Here is a 19,627-nt window from a genome sequence, read left to right on the forward strand (position 1 = left end):
CTCGGGGATACCCTCGGAGCCGCGGAACGGACGACACGGGGAGCGGGCAGGATGTACGAGGCGGGGCCGTCGGCGGTGGATGCCGTGCGGGCGCTGAAAGAACTGGCGCGGGAACGGCCGGACGAGCTGGAGCTGTTCGAGGGTTTCACGGACGCGGAGCTGGACGGCTGGGCCGTTGCGGTGCCCGAGGAGGTGCGGGGCGTCCTGCGGGAGATCGGCGGCCTGGAGACCCAGGACCACGAGTACCGTTTCGGGCCACGCGGCCGTGAGGTGTTCGCGGACGGCTGCTGGACCCTGGGAGAGACGGACTTCGGCGAGGGCTCGCTGATCGTGGGGGTAGGGGCCGCCGGCTGGGGGCCCGTCGTCGCCGTCAACCCCTGGGGGGCCGACCCCGATGTCACCATCGAGGCACCGGACTTCACCGCATGGCTCGCCGGGTTCGCCGAACGGTTCGCGGACGGGGTCGCGGACCGGCCGCGGGGGACGTTCTCCGTGTCGGCCACCTCCACCGTCGAACTCGCCGAGGAGGGCGGGGAAGGCGCGGAAGGCGCGGAAGGCGAGCGGGCCGGGGGGATCGACCGCGAGCTCGCGGCGCTCGTCGGGCGCGGCGACCCGCTCACCGATCTCGTCGATCTGCGCGGCCTGCCGGGCTATCCGTGCTCCGTGGACTGGGAACCGTACTTCTCCACCTTCCACGAAACGGCCGACACCGGAAGCAGCGAGGTCCAGTTCCGGATCGTGGGCGAGGGCCGGGCACTCCTGCTGCGCAGCGTGGTCAGCGGCGACTTCCTCGGCCGGGCCGTGCGCCGCCACCGCGTGCCGGCCGATGCCGCCCGGCGTGCGGTGGCCGAGCTGCGGGAACTGGCCGACGACTGCCCCGGCTCGGTCGTGCTCGACGCGGGCTGCGCCGACTCCGTGATGGACGGCTGGGCGGTCCCGGTCCCCGAGGAGGTCCGGACCGTGCTCCGGGAGATCGGCGGGGTGGCGATCGCGGGGCTTCCGGAGCTGCGGCTGCTGCCCGGGGCGCCCGAACACGCGGTGGACCCCGAACTGCACCGGATGCTGGGCGGCGACGGCTCGTACTGGCCGCTCGCCCGGATCGGCCACGGGCACGGCCACGCCCTCGCACAGATCCGGATCGACCCGGCGACCGGCCGGTGGGGGTACGTCGTGTCCGTGCCCGGCGACGGCGAGAGCCTGCGGGAGTATCCGGAGCTGGCCCTGCTCGCCGAGTCCCTGCCGGACCTGCTGCTGACCTTCGCACGGCTGGCCCGGCGGGCCGCGGCGGGCCCCGATTTCGCCGCGCGGATGGCCCGCGACACCCGGTGGCTGTTCCCCAACACCGGTGAGCCGTGGCCGCGTCCCGCCCCGGTCGGCGAGTGGGCCGGTTCGGCGGACCCGCTGCTCGCGGCGGCCACCGAGCTGCCGGACGGGACGCACGCCGCCGACCTGCGGGCCGTACCGATCCCGAGCGACCTGTGCTTCTACCGGGCGGCCGGCTGGCCGTACGCGGCCCGGCTGGAGCGGCTGCACTTCGCTGCGGCCGGCCAACTGGCCGCCGCCGTGCCGGTGGCGGTGCCGATGCCGGGCTGACGGGACGGGGTGCGGACGGTGATATCGGGTGGATCCGTCCGTTCGGGTTACCTACAGTGACGAGGCACCCGATGTCGAGCAGGAGCGGACCATGCGCATCCACTATCCCCGTACGCCGCACCTGCCCTGGTCCCCCGGGGTGGCGGCGGACGACGTCCGGGCTGCCGGGCCGGGAGGGCTGGCCGGGCGCGAGGTCGTCGTGACGGAGAAGCTCGACGGGGAGAACACCACCCTGTACGCGGACGGCCTGCACGCGCGCTCGCTCGACTCGGCGCACCACCCCTCGCGGGCATGGGTCAAGGGTCTCCAGGGCCGCATCGGCCCCGGGATCCCCGCCGGGTGGCGGGTGTGCGGGGAGAACCTCTACGCCCGGCACTCGATCCCGTACGAGGACCTGGACAGCTGGTTCTACGGGTTCTCGGTGTGGGACGGGGAGCACTGCCTGGACTGGGACCGGACCGTACGGTTCCTGCGCGGCCTGGGCGTGCCCACCCCGCGCGTCCTGTGGCGCGGCACCTTCGACGAGCGCGCGCTGCGCAGGCTGAAGCTCGACACGGCACGCCAGGAGGGGTACGTCGTGCGGACGGCGGCCGGTTTCGCGCGCGCGGACTTCGGCCGGTGCGTGGCCAAGTGGGTGCGGGTCGGCCACGTACAGACCAGTACGCACTGGATGTTCGCGCAGGTCGTGCCGAACGGGCTCGGGCCGGCCGCTCCGTTGTGGGCGGTGCGCTCGGGAGCCGAGGCCGACGTGCCGGGGCTGACCGCTGCCCTCGGCATGACCGGGACCGGGTCCGAGGCCGCCGGAGCGGCCGACCCGGACGAGGTCACCGAGGTCGCGGCCCGCATCGACGGAGCGGGACGGACCGGGGAGGACCGTCTGGCCGGTGTGCTGGCGGCGGTGCTCCACCGCGAGCCGCGGGCCCGGATCGCCGCGCGGATCGCGGCGGGCCCGGCCGGGATGGGGCTCGCGCGGCGGGTCGCCGACCTGGTGGGGCTGTACCCGTACCTGCAGCGGCCGTTCCCGGACGAGGAGCGGCGGGCCGGGCTGGTCCGGATGGCCGCGGCGGCCGATCTCGGCGTGCTGCACGCGCTCGCCGGGGCGCTGGCGGACGGGCCGGAGGAGCGGGAGTGCGCGGAGTGGTCCGCGCTGTGCGCCGAGGAGGCCGGGCTGCTCGGTCCGGAGCCGCTGGAGGGGCTGCGGGCCGGGCTGCGCGAGGCGCTCTCCGGTCTGGGCACGGAGGCCGCGGACCGCTGCTGGGCCGAGGCCCGGCGGGCGTTCGCGCAGGGCGGGATCTCCGGATCCGCGGTGGAGGAGGCCGTGGCGGCGACGTGGCAGTGGCGCGCGGGAACGTTTCCCCGATTGGTGCAGCTGTGCGGGCCCTCGGGCAGCGGGAAGAGCACCTTCGGCCGCGAACTGCCCGGTGTGGACGCGTACATCAGTCTTGACGATCTGCGCACGGCCCGGGGTTCCCGTGCGGACCAGGGGGCCAACGCCGAGGTGCTGGGCGAGGGCCTGGACCGGCTCGACGCGGCCCTGGCCCGCGGCGGGACGGTGGTGTGGGACGCCACCTCGCTGACCGGCCGGCAGCGCGGCCTGGCGGGTTCGGTCGCGCGGCGCCGCGACGCGCTGGTCACCCATGCCGTGGTGCTGGTGGAGGAGGCGGAGCTGGTGCGGCGCAACGGCGTGCGCCCGCATCCGGTGCCGCCGCAGGTGCTCACCTCGCAGGTGCGCCGGTTCAGCCCGCCGTACGCGGGTCAGGCGCACCGCACGTGGTACGTCGGTGCGACCGGGGCCGTCGAGGACACGGCGGGCGGCCTCGCCGGCACGGGCGAGGGCCAGGGACAGGGGCAGGGACAGGGGCAGGGACAGGGGCAGGGGGCGTACTGATGCGTACCAGCGAGGAGCTCTACCACCGGGTCCGCTGGGACTCCCGGTTCGATCCGGCGCGGTTCGTGCTCGGGCTGCTCCAGCGCGGGGCCGCGCCGAAGCGGGTCCCGCTGCCCTCCTTCGTGCCCGGCGGCGACATCCCCTGGCACCGGGTGCTGTTCGTCGAGGCCGACGGTGAGCTGGTGTGGGACCGCGCCACGGGCGTGGACCGGATCGACGTCACCTCGGCGGGCCGGGTCCGCGATCCACGACTGCTGCGGGCCCCGTTCTTCACCGCCCGGACCCCGCACGCGTGGGACCCGGCGGGCGGCGGCGCCTGGCGGCCCGCCGAGCCGGTGCCCGGGGGCGGGACGGCCGCCGCGCCCTCCTCGGTGCGGATGCTGACCTGGAACACGCTCTGGGACCGGTACGACGCCCCGCGCATCGCCACCGCCCGCCGCAGGCCGCTGCTGCTGGCCGACCTCGCGGCCGCCGATGCCGATGTGATCGCGCTGCAGGAGGTCGAACCCGAGCTGCTCGGCATGCTGCTGGCCGCGCCGTGGGTGCGGGCCTCGTACACCCTCGGCACGGACCCGGGGGGCCGGGACGTCGCCGAGTGCGGGCTGCTGCTGCTCAGCCGGCTGCCGGTACGGGAGGCCGGGACGCACGCCCTCCGCCCGCACAAGGCGGTCACCGCGGTCACGGTGGACACCGCGACCGGCCCGCTGGTCGTCGCGAACACCCACCTGACCAGCGACCACACCGAGAACGGCGATGTCCGGCGGGAGGCCGAACTGGCCCGGCTCGCCGAGGGGCTGGGCGGCATCGAGGCCGGGGTGGCGCTGCTGGGCGACTTCAACGACGGCCGCCACGGCGCCTGGGGGCCCGCGGCCGCGCTCGGGATGCGGGACGCCTGGAGCGACGTTCACGGGCCGGCGGACGACACGCCGACCTTCGATCCGGCGGCCAATCCGCTGGCCGCGGTGGGCTCGCTGTCGGGGCGGGCGGCCCGGCTGGACCGGATCCTGCTGCGGTCCGCGACGGCGCGGGTGACCCGGGCCGCGCTCCGCGGTGACGCACCGGCTCCGGAGGGGCTGTTCATCTCCGACCACTTCGGGGTCGAGGCGACGGTGGAGTTCGGGGAGCGGGGCGGTGCTCCCGTGCGCCTCGACGTACCGGCGACGGCACGGACGGCGGTGGCATGGCTGCCGCCGGCCCTGCCGGAGGCGGTACGGGAGCTGCGCCGCGAGCTCGACCCGCAGGCCGGGCGCTGGCCCGCGCACGTGAACCTGCTCTTCGGCTTCGTACCGGAGTCCTCCTTCGCCGAGGCGGTACCGCTCCTGGCGAAGGTGGCCGCCGCTACCGGGCCGTTCCCGGTCCGGCTGGAGGGTGTGCACAGCTTCGGGCACCGTGAGGACGCCACCATCTGGCTGGATCCGGCGGCGGCGGGTGAGGCGCCGTGGCAGGAACTCCGGCGCGCGCTGGTGGAGCGGTTCCCTGGCTGCCGGGGGCGTACGGGTGACCAGCATGGCTACACACCGCATCTGACACTGGGGCGCAGCCAGGACCCGCCGCAGGCGGTCGCGGCCTTCGCCGCGCGGCTCGGCGGCCCGGTGGCCGCGCGGGTCGGGGAGCTGGCCGTGCTCTCGCGCCGCGGGGACGGGCCGATGCGGGTCCGGGCGACGGTGGCGCTGGGCACGGGCGAGGTGTGCTGGGAGCCGGAGCCGGGCTTCGAGCCGGAGCCGGCGGACCGGCCCGGGCCCGCGGTCCGGGAGGAGGCCGCCGAGTCGGTCACCGCGCGCGTCCGGGCGGCGCTCGGCGGCAGCGCGCAGGTGCACCTGGCCGGGTCGCGCCGCATGGGCTGCGCCCTGCCGGAGTCCGACCTGGACCTGGTGGCGGTGGTACCGGGTCCGGCCGATGTGGCCCTCGTACGGGGCCGGGTGGCGGCGGCGCTGCCCGAGGCGGAGCGGCTGCGCGAGGTGACGGGGGCGCGGGTGCCCGGGCTGCGGTTGCGTGTCGGCGGGCTCCCGGTGGATCTGGTCGTGGTGGCCACCGGCGGGCTGGATCCGGCGCACGCGGTGGCACGGCGGGCGGAGCTCGGCGAGGCGTCCGCGCTCGCACTGAGCGCGGTCAGCGACGCCGATGCCGTACGGGACCGGGTGGGGGCGCAGCGGCAGGCCGCGTTCGCCGGGCTGGCCCGGCGGGTGAAGGCGTGGGCGCGCGCCCGGGGGCTGGATTCGGCGCCGTTCGGGGGGTTGCCCGGGCTGGCCTGGGCGGTGCTCGCGGCGCGCACGGTGGAGGAGGCCGGGGCGCTGCCGCCCGACGCCCTGCTGCGCGAGTTCTTCGGCGGATGGGCCGCCTGGGACTGGCGGGTGCCGGTCTCGCTGTCGGCGGCGGGCCCACAGGCGCCGGAGGGCGGGCCGGGCGCGGTCACCGTGCTCACTCCCTCGGAGCCGGTGCGCAGTTGCACGGCCCAGGTCGGGCCGGGCCTGCGCGACCTGCTGGTCCAGGAGCTGTACGCGGCCTGGGAGCTGCTGGAGTCCGGCCCGGCGGACCGCGTGTGGGCCCCGGGGCCACCGCCGCTGCACCGCCGGCACGCCGCCTGGGCGGTGGTGACCGTACGGACGGCCCCCGGGGCGGAGTTCGAGGAGACCCTGGGCCGGGTGCGCGGGCGGCTGCGGGCCCTGCTGGGCGCGCTGGAGGAGGCGGGCGTGTCCGACGCGCACGCCTGGCCCCGGCCGTTCGAGTCGGGTCCGGCCCTGGCCCGCTACGCGATCGGCCTCGGCGCGGCTCCGCCGGACGCGGCGCGCCTGGCCGCCCTGTCCGGCCCCTGGCGGACCGGCCTGCCGGGTGTCGAGGTCTCCTGGGCGGCCGGCGGCGAGGTGCCCGACCCGGTGTGAGCCGGGAGGGGTCGGGGGCCGTGGGTCACGTGGGGCGGACCTCGATGATGATCTTCCCTGCCGTGTGCCCTCCCTGGCTCAGCTCGAAGGCGGCCGCCAGCTCGCCCAGCGGGAAGGTCGTGGCGACCGGCACCTTCAGCTGTCCGCTGTCGGCGAGCCGGCCCAGTTCGGCCAGGTCGCCGCCGACCGGCCGGACCCACATCCACTCGCCGCCCGCACCGAGCACGCTGGGGTCGGCGATGGAGGCGTGCCGGCCGTCGTCGTGGAGCACCTCCCGGGTGACGGCGCCGACGCCGCCGACGAAGTCCGCGACGACCGTGGGGCCGTCGGGCACGAGGGCCCGGACGCGCGCGGCGAGTCCGTCCCCGTACTCGACGGGTTCGGCGCCGAGCTCGCGCACCCGGTCGTGGTTGCGCGGGGAGGCCGTGCCGATGACCCGGGCGCCCAGTGCCCGGGCGATCTGCACCCCGAAGGAGCCGACTCCGCCCGCCGCGCCGTGGATGAGGACGGTGTCGTCCTTGCCGGTGCCCAGACGGGTGAGCAGCTGGTAGGCGGTGAGCCCGGCGAGCGGGAGTCCGGCTGCCTCGGCCCAGGTGAGGGCGGCCGGCTTGTGCGCGAGGGCGCGTACGGGCACGGTGACGAACTCGGCGAAGGTCCCGCCGTGCACGTAGTCCTTGCGGGCGTACGCGATGACCTCGTCGCCCTCGGCGTATTCGGGGGTGTCGATGCCGACCCGCTCGACGGTGCCGGACACGTCCCAGCCGGGGACCACCGGGAAGACGACGTCCATCAGGGGGTCGAGCCCGCCCGCCATGATCTTCCAGTCGACGGGGTTGACGGAGGCGCACTCGACCCTGACGAGGACCTCACCGGGGCCGACCTTGGGCATCGGCAGCCGGGTCTCGGAGAGCACCTCCGTCCCGCCGTACGTCTCGTACGCCATCGCCCGCATGGTTTCCTGGCTGCTCCGGCCCGACTGGGACATGTACCCGACCTCTCCGTGTGCTGGTGGAACCCGCCCCCGGCCCATCCCACCATGCACGAAGCGCCCGCCCCACGAAGCGGGGCGGGCGCGGCGCGGCGCGGCTCGGCTCGGCGGAGCGCGCGGGGCGGCTCACTCGTACTCGGTGCCGCCCTTGCGGGTCAGGTACGCCGGGCTGACCGCCTTGGCGATGGCACGGCCGCCCGTGACCGGGCTGTACCGTTCCGCCGACGGCCGGATGACGACGCCCTCCCGCAGGTGCGCGGCCTTGCCGGAGACGGTCTCGCGGCCGGTCGCCAGCTCCAGCACCGTGTCGAGGTCGTACGGACCCTCGTACAGCCGTGGCACCAGCGGAAGCTCACCGTCCGTCAGGACGGCCGCCGGGTCCAGCCAGCGCGTCTGCCCGTCGATCTCGGCGCAGACGTCGAAGACGGCGTATCCGGGCGGCGTGTCGGCGGTGCGGACGTCGGTCCCGTACGAGAGGTCCTGGACCCCCTTGCCGTACACCTCGCCGAAGATCCCGACGCGGGTCGCGCCGAGGCGGTCGGCCAGGGCCGCCGCGACGGCCGCCACGCCGTGCCCGCGTACGGCCCGCCAGTAGAGGTTGTGCTCGTCCTCCTTGAGCGCCAGCCCCTTCGAGCCGAAGCCCTTGGAGGAGACGATGGACCGCTCGCCCTCGGCCACGTACGTGAACAGGGAGGCGGTGCCGTGCAGCTTCTCGGTGAGGACGACCGGCTCGCCGGGCTCGAAGATGTGCGGGTAGCGCTGGAGGTTCTCGATGTCGACCCACGGCATCAGGTCGGCGGCGGCCTCGACATCGCCGCTCATGGTCGTGGGTATGGGCGGGGCCCATTTGGTGATGCCCAGCAGCTCCGCGAAGTCCGTCTCCTCCTCGGCCGCTTGGGCCAGGTCCACGTCGGCGAGCGCGCGCGGCCTGCACACCAGCCCCTGCGAGAGTTCGCCGCGGAGCCGGACCGCCTTGACCCGGTCGGCGGAGCCGCCCGCGAGGCGCCCGGTGAGACCGAGCTCCTCGATCAGATCCGCCGGCAGCACGGCCTGTTCGGGGATGTAGACGGCGAACTCTCCCGTGCGATAGGCGCCCTTGGCGATCACGGCGCGGTACAGGCCCACCTGGGCCAGTTCCAGCGCATCCGCGTTCGGGTGCTCGTGGACGGTCAGTTCTTCGGCGGTGACGCGCAGGGTCGACATGGGACGGCTCCAACAGGGTTCAGGGACACGGACGACGCCCGGTGATGGTGCGGCGCGCCGGTTTCGACCACTCTGCTTGCCGCGATTTCCGCTGGTCCAGCGAATATCGCGGTGTTAGCCTGCCCGCCCCGTCGCCGACCCGCAGGAGGCTCACGTGTCAGCTCGTCCGGTCACCGTCGTCACCGGCGGCAGCAGGGGAATCGGTGCGGCGACCTGTCTGCGGCTGGCCGCCGACGGGCACGATCTGGCGCTCGGTTACACCCGCGACGCGGCGGCGGCCGAGGCCGTCGCCGACCGGGTGCGGGCCGCCGGGGCGCGCTGTGTGACCGTGCGCGGAGACATTTCCGAGGAGTGCGCCGTCGAGCGGCTCTTCGACATCGCCGGCGCCGAACTCGGCAGGGTCACCGGGCTGGTGAACAACGCCGGGGTGACCGGCCCGCTGGGCCGGCTCGCCGATGCCCGCACCGAGGACCTGCGGCGGGTCGTGGAGGTGAACCTCCTCGGCTACCTGCTGTGCTGCCGCCGGGCCGCCCGGGACATGGCGGAGGCCGACGGCGGGGCGATCGTGAACGTCTCCTCCACGGCCGCCACCCTCGGCAGTCCCGGGGAGTACGTGCACTACGCGGCGACCAAGGCTGCCGTCGACGCGCTCACCGTGGGCCTCGCCAAGGAGCTCGGCCCGGACGGGATCCGGGTCAACGCCGTGGCGCCGGGCATCATCGAGACCGACATGCACGCGGCGATGGGCGATCCCGACCGTCCGGCGAAGGCCGCGGCCGGGATCCCGCTCGGCCGGCCCGGCCGGCCCGACGAGATCGCCGGGGCCGTCGCCTGGCTGCTCTCCGCGGACGCCTCGTACACGACGGGCACCGTGCTGCGGGTCTCCGGCGGCCGCTGATCCCGCCGGTGCCGTCCGCTCCATGGATCAGATCAAAGGCCACCGGCTGAACACCACTACGAGGAACAGCAGCGCGACGGCCACGGCGGTGAGGCAGGACCGTGCGAACGCCTTCGCCACGCTGTGCTCGTCCGGCGGGGGCGGCGGTCCGGGTGGTGGGACCGGGACGGACAAGGAAACCCCCGTGGACACGGGTACGGATCGCACGGGACGAAGCGCCCGAAAGCGCCCGCTCCTGCGTTCACCAGTAGCCCGACACAGGACTTGAACGTATTCAATCCCTACGGGGCCGGAGGGCGCGGTGGTCGCTCAGCCCATTGCAGCCTGGGTCGCCGGGCCGTAGACGCCCGGGGGGTCGCCCTTGATGGAGCGGTCGCGCTGCAGCTGGCCGACGCCCCGCTTGGTCTGGCTGTCGTAGACCCCGGTGACGGAGACGTACGTGAACCCCTGGCCGTGGAGCAGCTGCTGGAGGGCGCGCACCTCGGGGCCGCTGTCGCCCATCCGCAGCGTTCCGGAGGAGCTCGGCGGGCCCGGGACCGAAGCGCCGGGCGAGGCGGGCGGCTTGGCACCCCGGCTCGCGGACGTGCCCCCGTCCCGGGAGGGCGTAGGCGAGGCGGAGGCAGGAGTGGAGGCGGACGCGGACGGCGCGGACGCGGACGGGCCGGGTACGTCGGCCCCGGCGGCGGAGCCCGGACCGCCCCCGTGGAGCCTCGGTACGGACAGCTCGGCGGGCGCCCCGGCCCGGGGCGGCTGCGGGTCGGGACCACCCAGCAGGAGCACCAGGGCGCCCGCCCCGGCGAGTGCCAGCAGGGTCAGGACGGCGATCGGCAGCCCGCCGCGTCGACGACGGCCGGAGCCGTGCGCGCGAGCGGAAGCGGACGCGGGAACGGAAGCGGGAACGGCGCCGGGAACGGCGGGTTCCCGGACGTGCGCCGGGCCGGGGAAGGCGAGGGGGCCGGTCTGCGGCAGGGCGGGCGCGGCCGCCCGGGGCGGCGGGCCGGAGGGGGCGACGTACGGGCGTACGAGCAGGTGGTCGTCGGGGACGGTCCCGCTCTCATCAGGGTCCTGGCGCATGGTGGTCTCCCGGCGGGGACGGGGGCCGGCGCGGCGGTGCGGTGCCAGCCCCCACCCGGTCCGTCAGGCTCCGTGCCGCCGGGCGGCGGGAGCCGGGGCCGCTGCGCATGCCGGGGGACCGCCGATTTCGGCCTGGTCGGTCGACGGGCGAACGGGTCTGGACATCTGGCGTATCTCCGGAGTGCGGCTCAAGCTGCGATTCTTGATCGGCGCACTCTTGCCCTCCGACGGGGGCCGGGTCAAGCCGGGTGTCCGATCCGCCCCCGTCCATCCGATCTGTCGGGCACGACCGCTGCCGTCGCGCCCCGCCCCGCCATCAGCCGAGGGTGCCGGGTGTGCGGCGGATCGCCGTGACCCACACGGTGACGGCGGCCGTGAGCATCAGGGCGGACCCGCCGGGCAGGACACGGCGGCACGGGGATCCGGAGGTCGCGCCTCCCCCTTCACCCGCACTGCCGTTCCAATCCCCCGCACGCCCTGTTCCATTCCCGCCGGATGGGTTTCACCCGCACGCGTGAGAGGAGAGCCGGGCGGGCCCGGCCGTACGGCAAGGTGGTCGGATGCAGTTACGCCGGGCCGTGCCCCTCTCCCTCGTCGTGCTCCTCGCGAGCACGGGCTGCGTCTCCGTCGGGTCGCAGGATCCGGCTCCTGCTCCCGTACGGGGATCCGCGCCGTCGGCCGGGGCGCCCGGGGGCTCGACGCCCCTGGCCCTGCCGCTGGGGGCCCTGCCCGGGACCGCCCCGCCCGCTCCGGACACGGCCCGGGACCCGAACGGCGGGGACGGCGCGGACGGCGCGGAGCCGAGGCCGGCCCCGAAGTCGGCCCCGGAACCGAAGCCCTCGCGCGAGCGGGCCGCCAAGGCGGCGCCGCCGCCCCGGCGCAAGCGGGTGCCCGGACCGGCACCGGCCCATCCGCGGCGGCGGCCGGCCCCGCCGCCCCGCCTGGACCAGCTGTGCGCGGCCGCGGAGGGCGCGGTACCGCCCTCCATCGTCGACCTGTGCCTTCGGCAGTACGGCCGCTGACGACCGCGCAGGTCTCCGGTGCGACGCTTGACCCTCCCCCTGTGTCAGACCTTGTAGTGGAGAGCGTCATGTTCACCATCGGAGACTTCGCCAAGCACGGCCGCGTCTCGGTCCGCATGCTGCGTCACTACGACGCCCTCGGACTGCTGCGCCCGGCACGTGTCGACCCCTTCACCGGCTACCGGTCCTACGAGGCCGGCCAGCTCGCCCGCCTCAACCGGATCATCGCGCTCAAGGAACTCGGCTTCTCGCTCGAACAGGTGGGGACGATCCTCGGCGAGCGGTTGGGAGCGGAGGAGCTGCGCGGCATGCTGCGGCTGCGGCAGGCCGAGCTGGAGACCGCCATGGCCGCCGCGGCGGCCCGGCTGGTCCAGGTCGAGGCGAGGCTCCGGACCATCGAGAACGAGGGAACCATGCCCGCCGACGACATCGTCGTGAAGAGCCTTCCGCCCGTCCGGCTCGCCGAGCTGACCGGCACGGCCGGAAGTTACGAACCGCAGGACATCGGCCCGGTCATCGGGCCGCTCTACGAAGAGCTGTGCCGCCGGTTCGAGGCGGCCGGAGTCGTCCCGGCCGGCCCCGGTACCGCCTACTACGAGGACGTGCCCGCCGCGGACTCCACGGCGGCGGTCCTCGTCCACGCCGGACTGCCGGTGGCGGCCTCGGTCCGTGCCGAGGACCTCGGGGGTGAGGTACGGATCGTCACGCTGCCGGCGGTGGAACGGGCCGCGACGGTGGTGCACCGCGGCTCGATGGACGGCGTGCTGCCGACGTCGCAGGCCCTGGCGCGGTGGATCGACGAGCACGGGCACCGCTCGGCCGGGTACGCGCGCGAGCTGACGCTGGCCTGCCCGGAGGACCCGGACCAGTGGGTGACCGAACTCCAGGAGCCGCTGGCCGCCACGTCCTGACACCTCCACCGCACCCCAGATGAGCCGGGGCCCCTCAGGGGCGGCGTCCGCAGGCACGTGCGCACCGCCGGGCCGTGTCGCGCCGGGCCGTGCGCAGCCGGCGCACGGTGTCGTGGCCGCGCCGCTTCCACTCGCCCCGGGGCAGCGCGGCCCGCTGGCCGCCGCCCGCGATCAGGGCGTTGACCGGGGTCATCGGGTCGGCGGCCATCGCCTTGGCGAACAGGACGCCGACCACGAGCGGGACCAGGGCCACGGCCAGGGCCGTACCGGCGGTGGTCACGTGCTGCATGCGCGGGTGGGCGGCCCGGCCGCTCGGGGCGTCTGAAGTCATGTCCCCATTCGACCGGCGGCACGCCGTCGGGGAATCGGGGTGGATACTCAGGCCGTTGGGTGTGAGGTACTCAGACGGGTGGGACGGGTGGTGGGTGATGGCGGCAGCCGGGCAGGGTTTCGAGCCCGCGACCGGCGACGGACCGGAGGCCGAGCCCGTCGGGCGTGCGGCGGAGCTGCGCACCGCGTACGAGGGGCTGCTGCAGATCCGCCGCCTGGTGAACGGCCCGGCGGGCACGGCGGTTCCCGCGCCGTGGGAGGTACGGCAGCTGCCGCGCGCGGTGGCCCTCGTACTGGAGGCGGCCGGGATCACGCCGTCGGCGCTGGACGCGCAGGGGAGGCGTACGCGGACGGGCTACCGCGTGGCGGCCGGAGCGGAACCCGGGCGGGCGGAGGTGACCTGGCTGGGTCCGGCGGGCGGCGGCGCGGCCGGTGAGGAGCAGGAGCGGCTGACGGCCTGCGCGGCCGTGCTGGAGCCGCTGGGCTGGGTGTGCCTGCTGTACCGGGGCCCCCGGCGGCGCCGCTTCCTGGAGGTCGAGCCCCCGGACGGGCCGGGCGGGGGCGCGCTCAGCCGAGGGTGAGCAGGACGACGTCCACCTCCTGGCCGCGGGCCATGGCGAAGTCGCGGGTGCGGCCGGTCACGGTGAACCCGCACTTCTCCAGCACCCGGATCGAGCCGGTGTTATCGGCCACCGCCCCGGCGTGCAGGGGCCGGGTGTCCTCCAGCCGGATCAGTTCGGCCAGCGCCCGGGTGGCGATGCCCCGGCCCCAGTGCTCGGGGCCGATCACGTACGTCACCTCGCGCTCCTCGGGGGGCCCGAACACGGCGGCGTGACCGACCACGACCCGGTCGGCCAGCACGGTGCGCAGGAGCACGGCGGGGTCGTTGCGCACCTTCGCCCAGTGCGTGTCGAAGTGGCCCCGGTCGTAGTGGTACTTCCTGGTGATCGCCGCCATCTGCTGGAGGCCCGGGTGCGTCAGCTGCTCCCAGAAGACGGCCAGGTCCTCGTCGTTCGTCTCGCGCAGCTCGATCTCCACGTGCGCTCTCCTTCTCCCCCGGTTCTCCCCCGGTGTTCGATCCCGACGGCCACCCTACGAGGAGCGCGGGGCGGCCGGGGCCCGCGTCACGCGTAGCGTCCGGCCAGCGCGGTCACCGTCTCGGCGAGGGCCCGGCGCAGTTCGGGCGGGCCGAGCACCTCGGCCTCCGTGCCCAGGCGCAGCAGGTCTCCGACGGCGACGGCCGGGGACTCGACGGCGATGCGCAGCCGGACCCAGCCGTCCGCGTCGGGCGGGCCGGCTTCGGCGAGCGCCCGGGTGCCGGCCGCCCCGAACTGCATGGGCAGCAGGAGCTGTCCGCGCGGGGAGAGCCGCAGTTCGGCGGTCTGCTGGTGGAGCGCGGCGTTCAGGCGGCCGGTGGACTCCTGCCAGTACGCGGCCAGTTCGAATCCGGCGGGCCGTTCGAAGCGCTCGGCCGCGGTGTCCACCGCCAGGAACCGGGAGACCCGGTAGGTCCGTACGGCGCCGTCGGCATCGGCAACATCGGCGACGAGGTACCAGATGCCGCTCTTGAGGACGAGGCCTAGCGGACGGAGCTCGCGCCGTACCTCGCCGCGCCAGCGGCGGTAGTGGGTGCGCAGCACGTGCTGGTCCCAGACGGCCTGCGCGATCCGTGCGAGATGCGGAACGGGGTCGGCTTCCCGGAACCAGGCGGGCGCGTCGAGGTGGAAGCGGTCCTGGATCCGGCGGGCCCGCGCGGCGAGTGCGGCCGGCAGGGCGGCCTGGAGTTTGAGCTGGGCGGCGGCCAGATCGGCGCCGAGGCCGAGCTCCTGTGCGGGTCCGGGGGCACCGGCCAGAAAGAGCGAGCCGGCCTGGGCGTCGGTGAGGCCGGTGAGGCGCGTGCGATAGCCGTCGGCCAGCCGGTAGCCGCCGGCCGGGCCGCGGTCGGCGAGGACGGGGACGCCGGAGGCGCCGAGGGCGTCGATGTCGCGGTGGATCGTGCGCACCGACACCTCGAGCTCGGCGGCGAGTTCGGGGGCGGTCGCCCGGCCGCGGTTCTGCAGCAGCAGGAGCAGGGAGAGAAGCCGGTCGGCGCGCATGGCGTCATTGTCGCCCGTACCTGACAGAAGGTGTCAGGTACGGCTGCCAGCCTGGGGGAACGCCGGGCGGAGAGACCGTCCGGCCGGCCGAGAGGACCGCTATGCCCACGCCCGTAGAGACCGGCGGCAGCTTCACCTTCGCGAACTGGGAGGAGAGCCCCGTCGGCACCCCGGACACCGTCCCGAGGCTCACCCACGCCCATGTCAACAACGCCTTCACCGGCGGGATCTCGGCAGCCGGGACCGCATGCGACTACACGATCGCGTACACCGGGGAGAACGTCGGCTCGTACAGCGGCATGGAGCTGGTCTCCGGCAGCCTCGACGGCCGCAAGGGCAGTTTCGTGCTGGAGGAGCGGGGTACCTTCGACGCCGGCGGCACGGTCTGCCGGTTCGAGGTGGTCCCCGGCTCCGGCACCGGGGACCTCGCCGGACTGACGGGCTCCGGAGGCTTCACCCACCACCACGGCGACACCTCCGTCGCGTACACCTTCACCTACGACCTGGGCGACAGCGCGTCCCGCTGAGGGACCCGGCGCCGCCGGTCCCCGAGCCGGTGGCGCCGGCGTTGTCAGTGGGTCCCTCTAGCGTCTGGAACATGACGCGGACCGCACATACCTTCGCCTACGCACGCCCTTCCTCGCTGACCGCCTCCGGGGAGGGTCGGGCCCTCGACCTGGAGACGGCTGGTGGTCTGACCCCGGCCGGGGCCGACGCCCATCCCCAGTTCTTCGCCGGGTTCCTGAGTGCCCCTCAGGCTGCCGCGCGGGCCCTGCTCGCCGTCGCGGACGTGGCCGCGGCACGCTACTACCAGCGCACCTTGCGCGCCTCGCTCGACCCGGTCGTCACGGGCAACGGCGACCGGCTGCGCTTCGAGTCCTTCTCGGGGTGCTGCGGGGTGTACGCCCGGCTCGACGTACTGCCGGACGGCCTGCGGGGCGCCGACACCGGACACGGCACCACCAACGTGGACGTCAACAACCCGCTGCGCGAGGCGTTGTCCCGGCTGAGCGGGGACGACCCGCTGCACCTGCGGGTCGGCCCCGACGAAATGGCGGTGACGACGCTCGACGGGCCGGTCGTGGAGAAGAAGGTTCCGCTGCCGGAGCGCTGGCTGCGCGGTTTCGCCGAGTCCCAGGCCGTCACCACCGGCTTCGACCTGCGGGCCGAACTGACCGCCGCCGAGGCGGCGCGCTTCCTCCGCTCCCTGCCCCGTGCCGCGGCGGGCGGCGGCGCCGCGAGCGGCACCCTGTGGGTGGTTCCCGCCGGCCGCACGCTGCGCCCCACCACCCGGCCGGTGCCCGGCGCGGTCTGTCTGCCCGGTCCCGAACGCCTCGCCGCCCTCCAGCGGGTACTGCGGCACGCCACGGGCCTGCGCGTGTACGGTCCCGCACCGGCCGGGGCGGAACCCACCGCCTCCGCCTGGGAAGTCACCCTGCCCGGAATGCGGCTCACGCTCACCCTCTCCCCCGAGGCCTCCCGCGGGTTCTCCGGCGAGGGCGGGGTCCTGGAGGCCCTGGCCACCGACGAGGCGGCCGGGGACGCCGAGCTGATCTCCGTGCTCCTCGCCTGGGAGCCGCGCATCGATCCGGCGGATCTGGCGGACCAGTCGGGGCTCCCGGTGGAGCGCGTACGGGCGGCCCTGACCCGTCTCGGCACGGCCGGCCGGGTCGGCTACGACATCGCCGAAGCCGCCTACTTCCACCGCGAACTCCCCTACGACGCCCGCCGCGCCGAGCGGCACAACCCGCGGCTGGTCGCCGCCCGCGCCCTGCTGGCGGCCGGTGCGGTCAGCCTGGACGGGACCGGCACCGCCCTGGTGGCCTCCGGTGAACGCCGCTACCAGGTGCGCGAGTCCGGTGGCGCGCTCAGCTGCACCTGCCAGTGGTGGGCCGACCACCGGGGCCGCCGCGGCCCCTGCAAACACGCGCTGGCCACCCGGATGGCCCTGCGGGCCGCTGCCACCACCGCCACAGCCGCCACCTCTTCCCTCTCCTCTGCCCCTTCCGGAGCCGCACGATGAACCCCGACCAGAACGCCACCGAGAACGCCACCGAGAGCATCACCGAGGACGTCCTCGCAGCCGTCCGGGCGGGCCGTACCTCCGAGCTGCCCGGTCTCCTGAAGCCCCTGGAACCGGCACAGCGCCGGGCGCTGCTCGCCGGGCTGAAGGAGCTGCGCCGCGAACTGCGTTCCTCGCGGTGGGAGCGCTGGGAGGACCGCAACCGGACGAACCCGGCCCTGGTGGTCGCCGGAGCCGGCTGCATCACGGGGGCGGCGGCCGCGGCCGCCTGGATCGGCGCCGCCGATCTGCGCCGCTGGCGGCCGCGGCCGCCCGTCGCCGCACTGCTCGACGTACTGTCGGGCCGGGATCCGAAGTGGCTCGGCGACCTCGCCCACCGGCTGGCCGCCCGGTCCGCCACCGCCGAACAGGACTACCCGCTGATACGCGAATTCGTCCGGCTCGCCGGTTGTCCGATGCCCACCACCGACGGCTGCGTCGAGGGCTGGGCGACGGCCGTGGGCGCGTCCCGCTCCCCTCTCGTGGTCACCCTGCGCCGCGACCCGCACCTCACCGCCCTCGCCCCGCGGCTCTTCGAGACCGCCGAACCGGTCGGTGTCCTCACCTGGCACCGGGAACCGGACGGCCCCGACAACTGGCCGACCGCGCTGGCCACCCTGGCCGACGAGGGGCTCCTGGACCGCGCCGTCCTGCTGGACGGGTGCACCGCACGGTTGCTGCGCGGCGGCAAGCCCGCCGAGCTGAAGCCCTACCAGGAGATCCTGGAGGCCCTCCGGCCGACCGTCGAGGAGGAACGCGAGCGGGCCGCCGACTGGATCGCGCTGGCCGCCGACGCCCCTTCCGCCGTCGCCGGCAACGCCCAGCAGACCCTCGCACGGCTCGCCGCGGCGGGCCATCTGACGCCCCGCCGGCTCGCCGAGATGTCGGCCGCCGTCCTCTTCCGCCCCGAGAAGAAGCTGGTCCGCTCACAGCTCGTCCTGATCGGCAAGGAACTCGCCCGCGACCCGGCCGCCGCTCCCGAGCTGCTGCCGGAACTCGCCGAAGCCTTCGGGCACGCGGACACCGACATCCAGGGGCGGGCGCTGAAGCTGGTCGCCGCCCACCTCACCGACGATCCCGGACTGCGCTCCGAACTCGCCGAACGGGCACACCTGTTGAGTCAGGTCCACCGGGCCCGGGCGGTGGAGCTCCTCGGAGCGGCCGCCGCTCCCGCCGGGGAACCCGGCCCCTACCAGGAGATCCTGCCGCCGCTCCCGGTCCCGGCCCCGCTCGCCCCCGCTCCGGAGACGGTCGCGGAGACCGTGGAGCTCGTCGCGGCGGTCATCAACGCGCGCACCGCCACCGTCGAGGAGTTCGAGCGCGCCCTGGACGGGCTGGTACGGCACGCGTACCGGGACCGCGCGGCCCTCGCCGAGGCGCTGCGGCCCGCGCTGGCGGACCGCTGGTGGCTCGACCCCGAGCAGTCCCGTTACTACACGCACGAGCTGCCCGGCCTGGAGCACGTGGCCGCGTGCGTCCTGGACGCGCCGCCGACCGGCACACCGCAGCCGGCTCTCGCGTCCTGGCGCAGCGACTGCCACCACACCGCGATCGGCGCCGCCACCCGTGCGCGTGTGGTCGAGGCCGCGCGGGGCATCGCCTCCCGGCCGCTGCCCTTCCTGCTCGCCACGCCCACCGTGGAGACGGGCTCGCTGGACCCGCGCGTCCTGGTCGCCCGTCTGGTCGAATACGGCCGCCTCGGCGCGGAGCCCGCGCCCGCGGACTTCGCCCAGGCCCTGCTGCGGGTCCACCGCGACACCGCGGTCGCCCCCGAGGCCGCCGCCCTGGGCACGCCCGCCGGCGACCGGCTGGCCGCCTGGCTCGGCGACACCGGCCGGCCCGTGGCCGTCACCCGCCGTACCGCGCCGACGGTGTGGCACCGGTGGGGTGGTGAAACTCCCGCGCACCTGGTGATGGACACCGGGCAGCGGACGGCCGTGCTGCGCGAGTTCCCGCAGCCGTTCCACGAACTGGCGGGGGCCCGCAAGGCGGCCGACCGCTGCTGGGACGGCCGCGACGACGCGGCGCTGATCGCGGTCCTGCCCGAGGACCGGGAGACCCTGGCCGCCTGGTGCCTCCCGGCCGTCACGGCCGGTGCCATCAGCGAGGCACGCCAGGCGGCCACCGCGCTGCCCCTGCTCGCCGCTGCCGGCGGACCGGCCGGCCCGGCCCTGCACCTGGCGGTCGCCACCGGGCTCGGCTCCCGGCACCCCGAGGACCGGCTGAGGGCCGTGGACGCGCTCCTGACCCTCGCCGCCCGGGGCGAGCTGGACGCCGTCCGGCTCGGATGCGACCTGGCCGAGCTGATCACCCTGGGCACGGTCAAACCCACCCGGCTCGCCGACTCGCTGCGCACCCTCGCCGCGACGGGCGCGTACGCGACGACCTGGTCCGTGCTGCAGTGCTCCCTGCCCGCGCTGCTCACCGGGACGGTGGATCCCCGCGGTGCCGGAGACCTGCTGTCGACGGCCGCCGAGTGCGTGGAACTGTGCGGGGCCGCGGCACCCGAACCGGCCGGGCTCGCCGCCGTCGCCGCCCGGGGCGGCAGGTCGCGCCTGGTCACCCAGGCGGCCCGGCTGAGCGCCGCCCTCCGCCGCAGCGAGGAGGTTCTCGCGACGGTCGACTGAGACGGGCAACCGAACGGGTGCACACCGGAAGAATTGTTGAATGCGGTCCGACTGTC

General features: G+C 75.5%; 16 protein-coding genes. 10 read left to right on the plus strand and 6 right to left on the minus strand.

Annotation, left to right across the window (positions count from 1 at the left end; translation table 11 throughout):
• Positions 1-51: 51 nt before the first annotated feature.
• From ACXNSR_RS04340 to ACXNSR_RS04350, 3 genes are all read left to right on the plus strand, one after another.
• Positions 52-1,593: a hypothetical protein gene (locus ACXNSR_RS04340; RefSeq protein ID WP_458640807.1), complete on the plus strand. Its 1,542-nt coding sequence runs from the start codon at positions 52-54 to the stop codon at positions 1,591-1,593.
• A 91-nt stretch (positions 1,594-1,684) separates the two neighbouring features.
• A complete protein-coding gene (locus tag ACXNSR_RS04345) occupies positions 1,685-3,481 on the plus strand; it encodes an RNA ligase family protein (protein ID WP_458640808.1) in 1,797 nt (598 codons plus the stop codon).
• Positions 3,481-6,360 (plus strand): poly(A) polymerase, encoded by a 2,880-nt coding sequence (locus ACXNSR_RS04350; protein ID WP_458640809.1) that lies wholly within the window; start codon positions 3,481-3,483, stop codon positions 6,358-6,360. The genes ACXNSR_RS04345 and ACXNSR_RS04350 overlap by 1 nt, the downstream gene beginning before the upstream one ends.
• A 25-nt stretch (positions 6,361-6,385) precedes the next feature.
• On the opposite strand, the gene ACXNSR_RS04355 is transcribed toward ACXNSR_RS04350, so the two are convergent.
• Together ACXNSR_RS04355 and ACXNSR_RS04360 are read right to left on the minus strand one after the other, a co-directional pair.
• Positions 6,386-7,312: an NADP-dependent oxidoreductase gene (locus ACXNSR_RS04355; RefSeq protein WP_458643563.1), complete on the minus strand. Its 927-nt coding sequence runs from the start codon at positions 7,310-7,312 to the stop codon at positions 6,386-6,388.
• 162 nt (positions 7,313-7,474) lie between these two features.
• Positions 7,475-8,551 carry an RNA ligase (ATP) gene (locus tag ACXNSR_RS04360; RefSeq protein ID WP_458640810.1) on the minus strand — a complete coding sequence of 359 codons (1,077 nt, stop codon included), beginning with the start codon at positions 8,549-8,551 and terminating at the stop codon, positions 7,475-7,477.
• A gap of 154 nt (positions 8,552-8,705) precedes the next feature.
• Between ACXNSR_RS04360 and ACXNSR_RS04365 the strand changes: the two genes are divergently transcribed.
• Positions 8,706-9,449: an SDR family NAD(P)-dependent oxidoreductase gene (locus ACXNSR_RS04365; protein WP_458640811.1), complete on the plus strand. Its 744-nt coding sequence runs from the start codon at positions 8,706-8,708 to the stop codon at positions 9,447-9,449.
• A 309-nt stretch (positions 9,450-9,758) separates the two neighbouring features.
• Here the strand turns inward: ACXNSR_RS04365 and ACXNSR_RS04370 are convergent, their stop codons facing one another.
• Positions 9,759-10,523: a peptidoglycan-binding domain-containing protein gene (locus ACXNSR_RS04370; protein WP_458640812.1), complete on the minus strand. Its 765-nt coding sequence runs from the start codon at positions 10,521-10,523 to the stop codon at positions 9,759-9,761.
• A 560-nt stretch (positions 10,524-11,083) separates the two neighbouring features.
• On the opposite strand from ACXNSR_RS04370, the gene ACXNSR_RS04375 reads away from it, so the two are divergent.
• A complete protein-coding gene (locus tag ACXNSR_RS04375; RefSeq protein ID WP_458640813.1) occupies positions 11,084-11,545 on the plus strand; it encodes a hypothetical protein in 462 nt (153 codons plus the stop codon).
• A gap of 68 nt (positions 11,546-11,613) precedes the next feature.
• Complete coding sequence (locus ACXNSR_RS04380; protein ID WP_458643564.1) at positions 11,614-12,456, plus strand: MerR family transcriptional regulator; 843 nt, start codon at positions 11,614-11,616, stop codon at positions 12,454-12,456.
• A 34-nt stretch (positions 12,457-12,490) separates the two neighbouring features.
• On the opposite strand, the gene ACXNSR_RS04385 is transcribed toward ACXNSR_RS04380, so the two are convergent.
• Positions 12,491-12,787, minus strand: a complete 297-nt coding sequence (locus tag ACXNSR_RS04385) for a hypothetical protein (RefSeq protein ID WP_458640814.1) — start codon at positions 12,785-12,787, stop codon at positions 12,491-12,493.
• Positions 12,788-12,884: 97 nt separating this feature from the next.
• Here ACXNSR_RS04385 and ACXNSR_RS04390 point away from each other — a divergent pair, with 97 nt between their 5' ends.
• The gene (locus ACXNSR_RS04390) at positions 12,885-13,367 is read left to right on the plus strand and encodes a hypothetical protein (protein WP_458640815.1); all 483 of its coding nucleotides are present in this window, start codon (positions 12,885-12,887) and stop codon (positions 13,365-13,367) included.
• Here ACXNSR_RS04390 and ACXNSR_RS04395 read toward each other — a convergent pair.
• The gene (locus ACXNSR_RS04395; RefSeq protein ID WP_458640816.1) at positions 13,354-13,824 is read right to left on the minus strand and encodes a GNAT family N-acetyltransferase; all 471 of its coding nucleotides are present in this window, start codon (positions 13,822-13,824) and stop codon (positions 13,354-13,356) included. The two genes, ACXNSR_RS04390 and ACXNSR_RS04395, sit on opposite strands and share 14 nt — an antisense overlap.
• Positions 13,825-13,910: 86 nt before the next feature.
• Positions 13,911-14,882 carry a helix-turn-helix transcriptional regulator gene (locus tag ACXNSR_RS04400; RefSeq protein WP_458640817.1) on the minus strand — a complete coding sequence of 324 codons (972 nt, stop codon included), beginning with the start codon at positions 14,880-14,882 and terminating at the stop codon, positions 13,911-13,913.
• A gap of 101 nt (positions 14,883-14,983) precedes the next feature.
• On the opposite strand from ACXNSR_RS04400, the gene ACXNSR_RS04405 reads away from it, so the two are divergent.
• From ACXNSR_RS04405 to ACXNSR_RS04415, 3 genes are all read left to right on the plus strand, one after another.
• Positions 14,984-15,409, plus strand: coding sequence for a DUF3224 domain-containing protein (locus ACXNSR_RS04405; RefSeq protein WP_458640818.1), 426 nt, complete (start codon positions 14,984-14,986; stop codon positions 15,407-15,409).
• A 71-nt stretch (positions 15,410-15,480) separates the two neighbouring features.
• The gene (locus tag ACXNSR_RS04410) at positions 15,481-16,905 is read left to right on the plus strand and encodes an SWIM zinc finger family protein (RefSeq protein ID WP_458640819.1); all 1,425 of its coding nucleotides are present in this window, start codon (positions 15,481-15,483) and stop codon (positions 16,903-16,905) included.
• Positions 16,902-19,571: a DUF7824 domain-containing protein gene (locus ACXNSR_RS04415; protein ID WP_458640820.1), complete on the plus strand. Its 2,670-nt coding sequence runs from the start codon at positions 16,902-16,904 to the stop codon at positions 19,569-19,571. Before ACXNSR_RS04410 ends, ACXNSR_RS04415 begins: the two co-directional genes overlap by 4 nt.
• Positions 19,572-19,627 lie beyond the last annotated feature (56 nt).

The sequence above is a fragment of the Streptomyces sp. NC-S4 genome (assembly GCF_054353315.1).

Coding starts and splice junctions, on each gene's coding strand:
- ACXNSR_RS04385 (WP_458640814.1), bottom strand. CDS start 12,787: ATGACTTCAGACGCCCCGAGCGGCCGGGCCGCCCACCCGCGCATGCAG.
- ACXNSR_RS04405 (WP_458640818.1), top strand. CDS start 14,984: ATGCCCACGCCCGTAGAGACCGGCGGCAGCTTCACCTTCGCGAACTGG.
- ACXNSR_RS04380 (WP_458643564.1), top strand. CDS start 11,614: ATGTTCACCATCGGAGACTTCGCCAAGCACGGCCGCGTCTCGGTCCGC.
- ACXNSR_RS04350 (WP_458640809.1), top strand. CDS start 3,481: ATGCGTACCAGCGAGGAGCTCTACCACCGGGTCCGCTGGGACTCCCGG.
- ACXNSR_RS04370 (WP_458640812.1), bottom strand. CDS start 10,523: ATGCGCCAGGACCCTGATGAGAGCGGGACCGTCCCCGACGACCACCTG.
- ACXNSR_RS04340 (WP_458640807.1), top strand. CDS start 52: ATGTACGAGGCGGGGCCGTCGGCGGTGGATGCCGTGCGGGCGCTGAAA.
- ACXNSR_RS04345 (WP_458640808.1), top strand. CDS start 1,685: ATGCGCATCCACTATCCCCGTACGCCGCACCTGCCCTGGTCCCCCGGG.
- ACXNSR_RS04375 (WP_458640813.1), top strand. CDS start 11,084: ATGCAGTTACGCCGGGCCGTGCCCCTCTCCCTCGTCGTGCTCCTCGCG.
- ACXNSR_RS04410 (WP_458640819.1), top strand. CDS start 15,481: ATGACGCGGACCGCACATACCTTCGCCTACGCACGCCCTTCCTCGCTG.
- ACXNSR_RS04390 (WP_458640815.1), top strand. CDS start 12,885: ATGGCGGCAGCCGGGCAGGGTTTCGAGCCCGCGACCGGCGACGGACCG.
- ACXNSR_RS04400 (WP_458640817.1), bottom strand. CDS start 14,882: ATGCGCGCCGACCGGCTTCTCTCCCTGCTCCTGCTGCTGCAGAACCGC.
- ACXNSR_RS04415 (WP_458640820.1), top strand. CDS start 16,902: ATGAACCCCGACCAGAACGCCACCGAGAACGCCACCGAGAGCATCACC.
- ACXNSR_RS04355 (WP_458643563.1), bottom strand. CDS start 7,312: ATGCGGGCGATGGCGTACGAGACGTACGGCGGGACGGAGGTGCTCTCC.
- ACXNSR_RS04360 (WP_458640810.1), bottom strand. CDS start 8,551: ATGTCGACCCTGCGCGTCACCGCCGAAGAACTGACCGTCCACGAGCAC.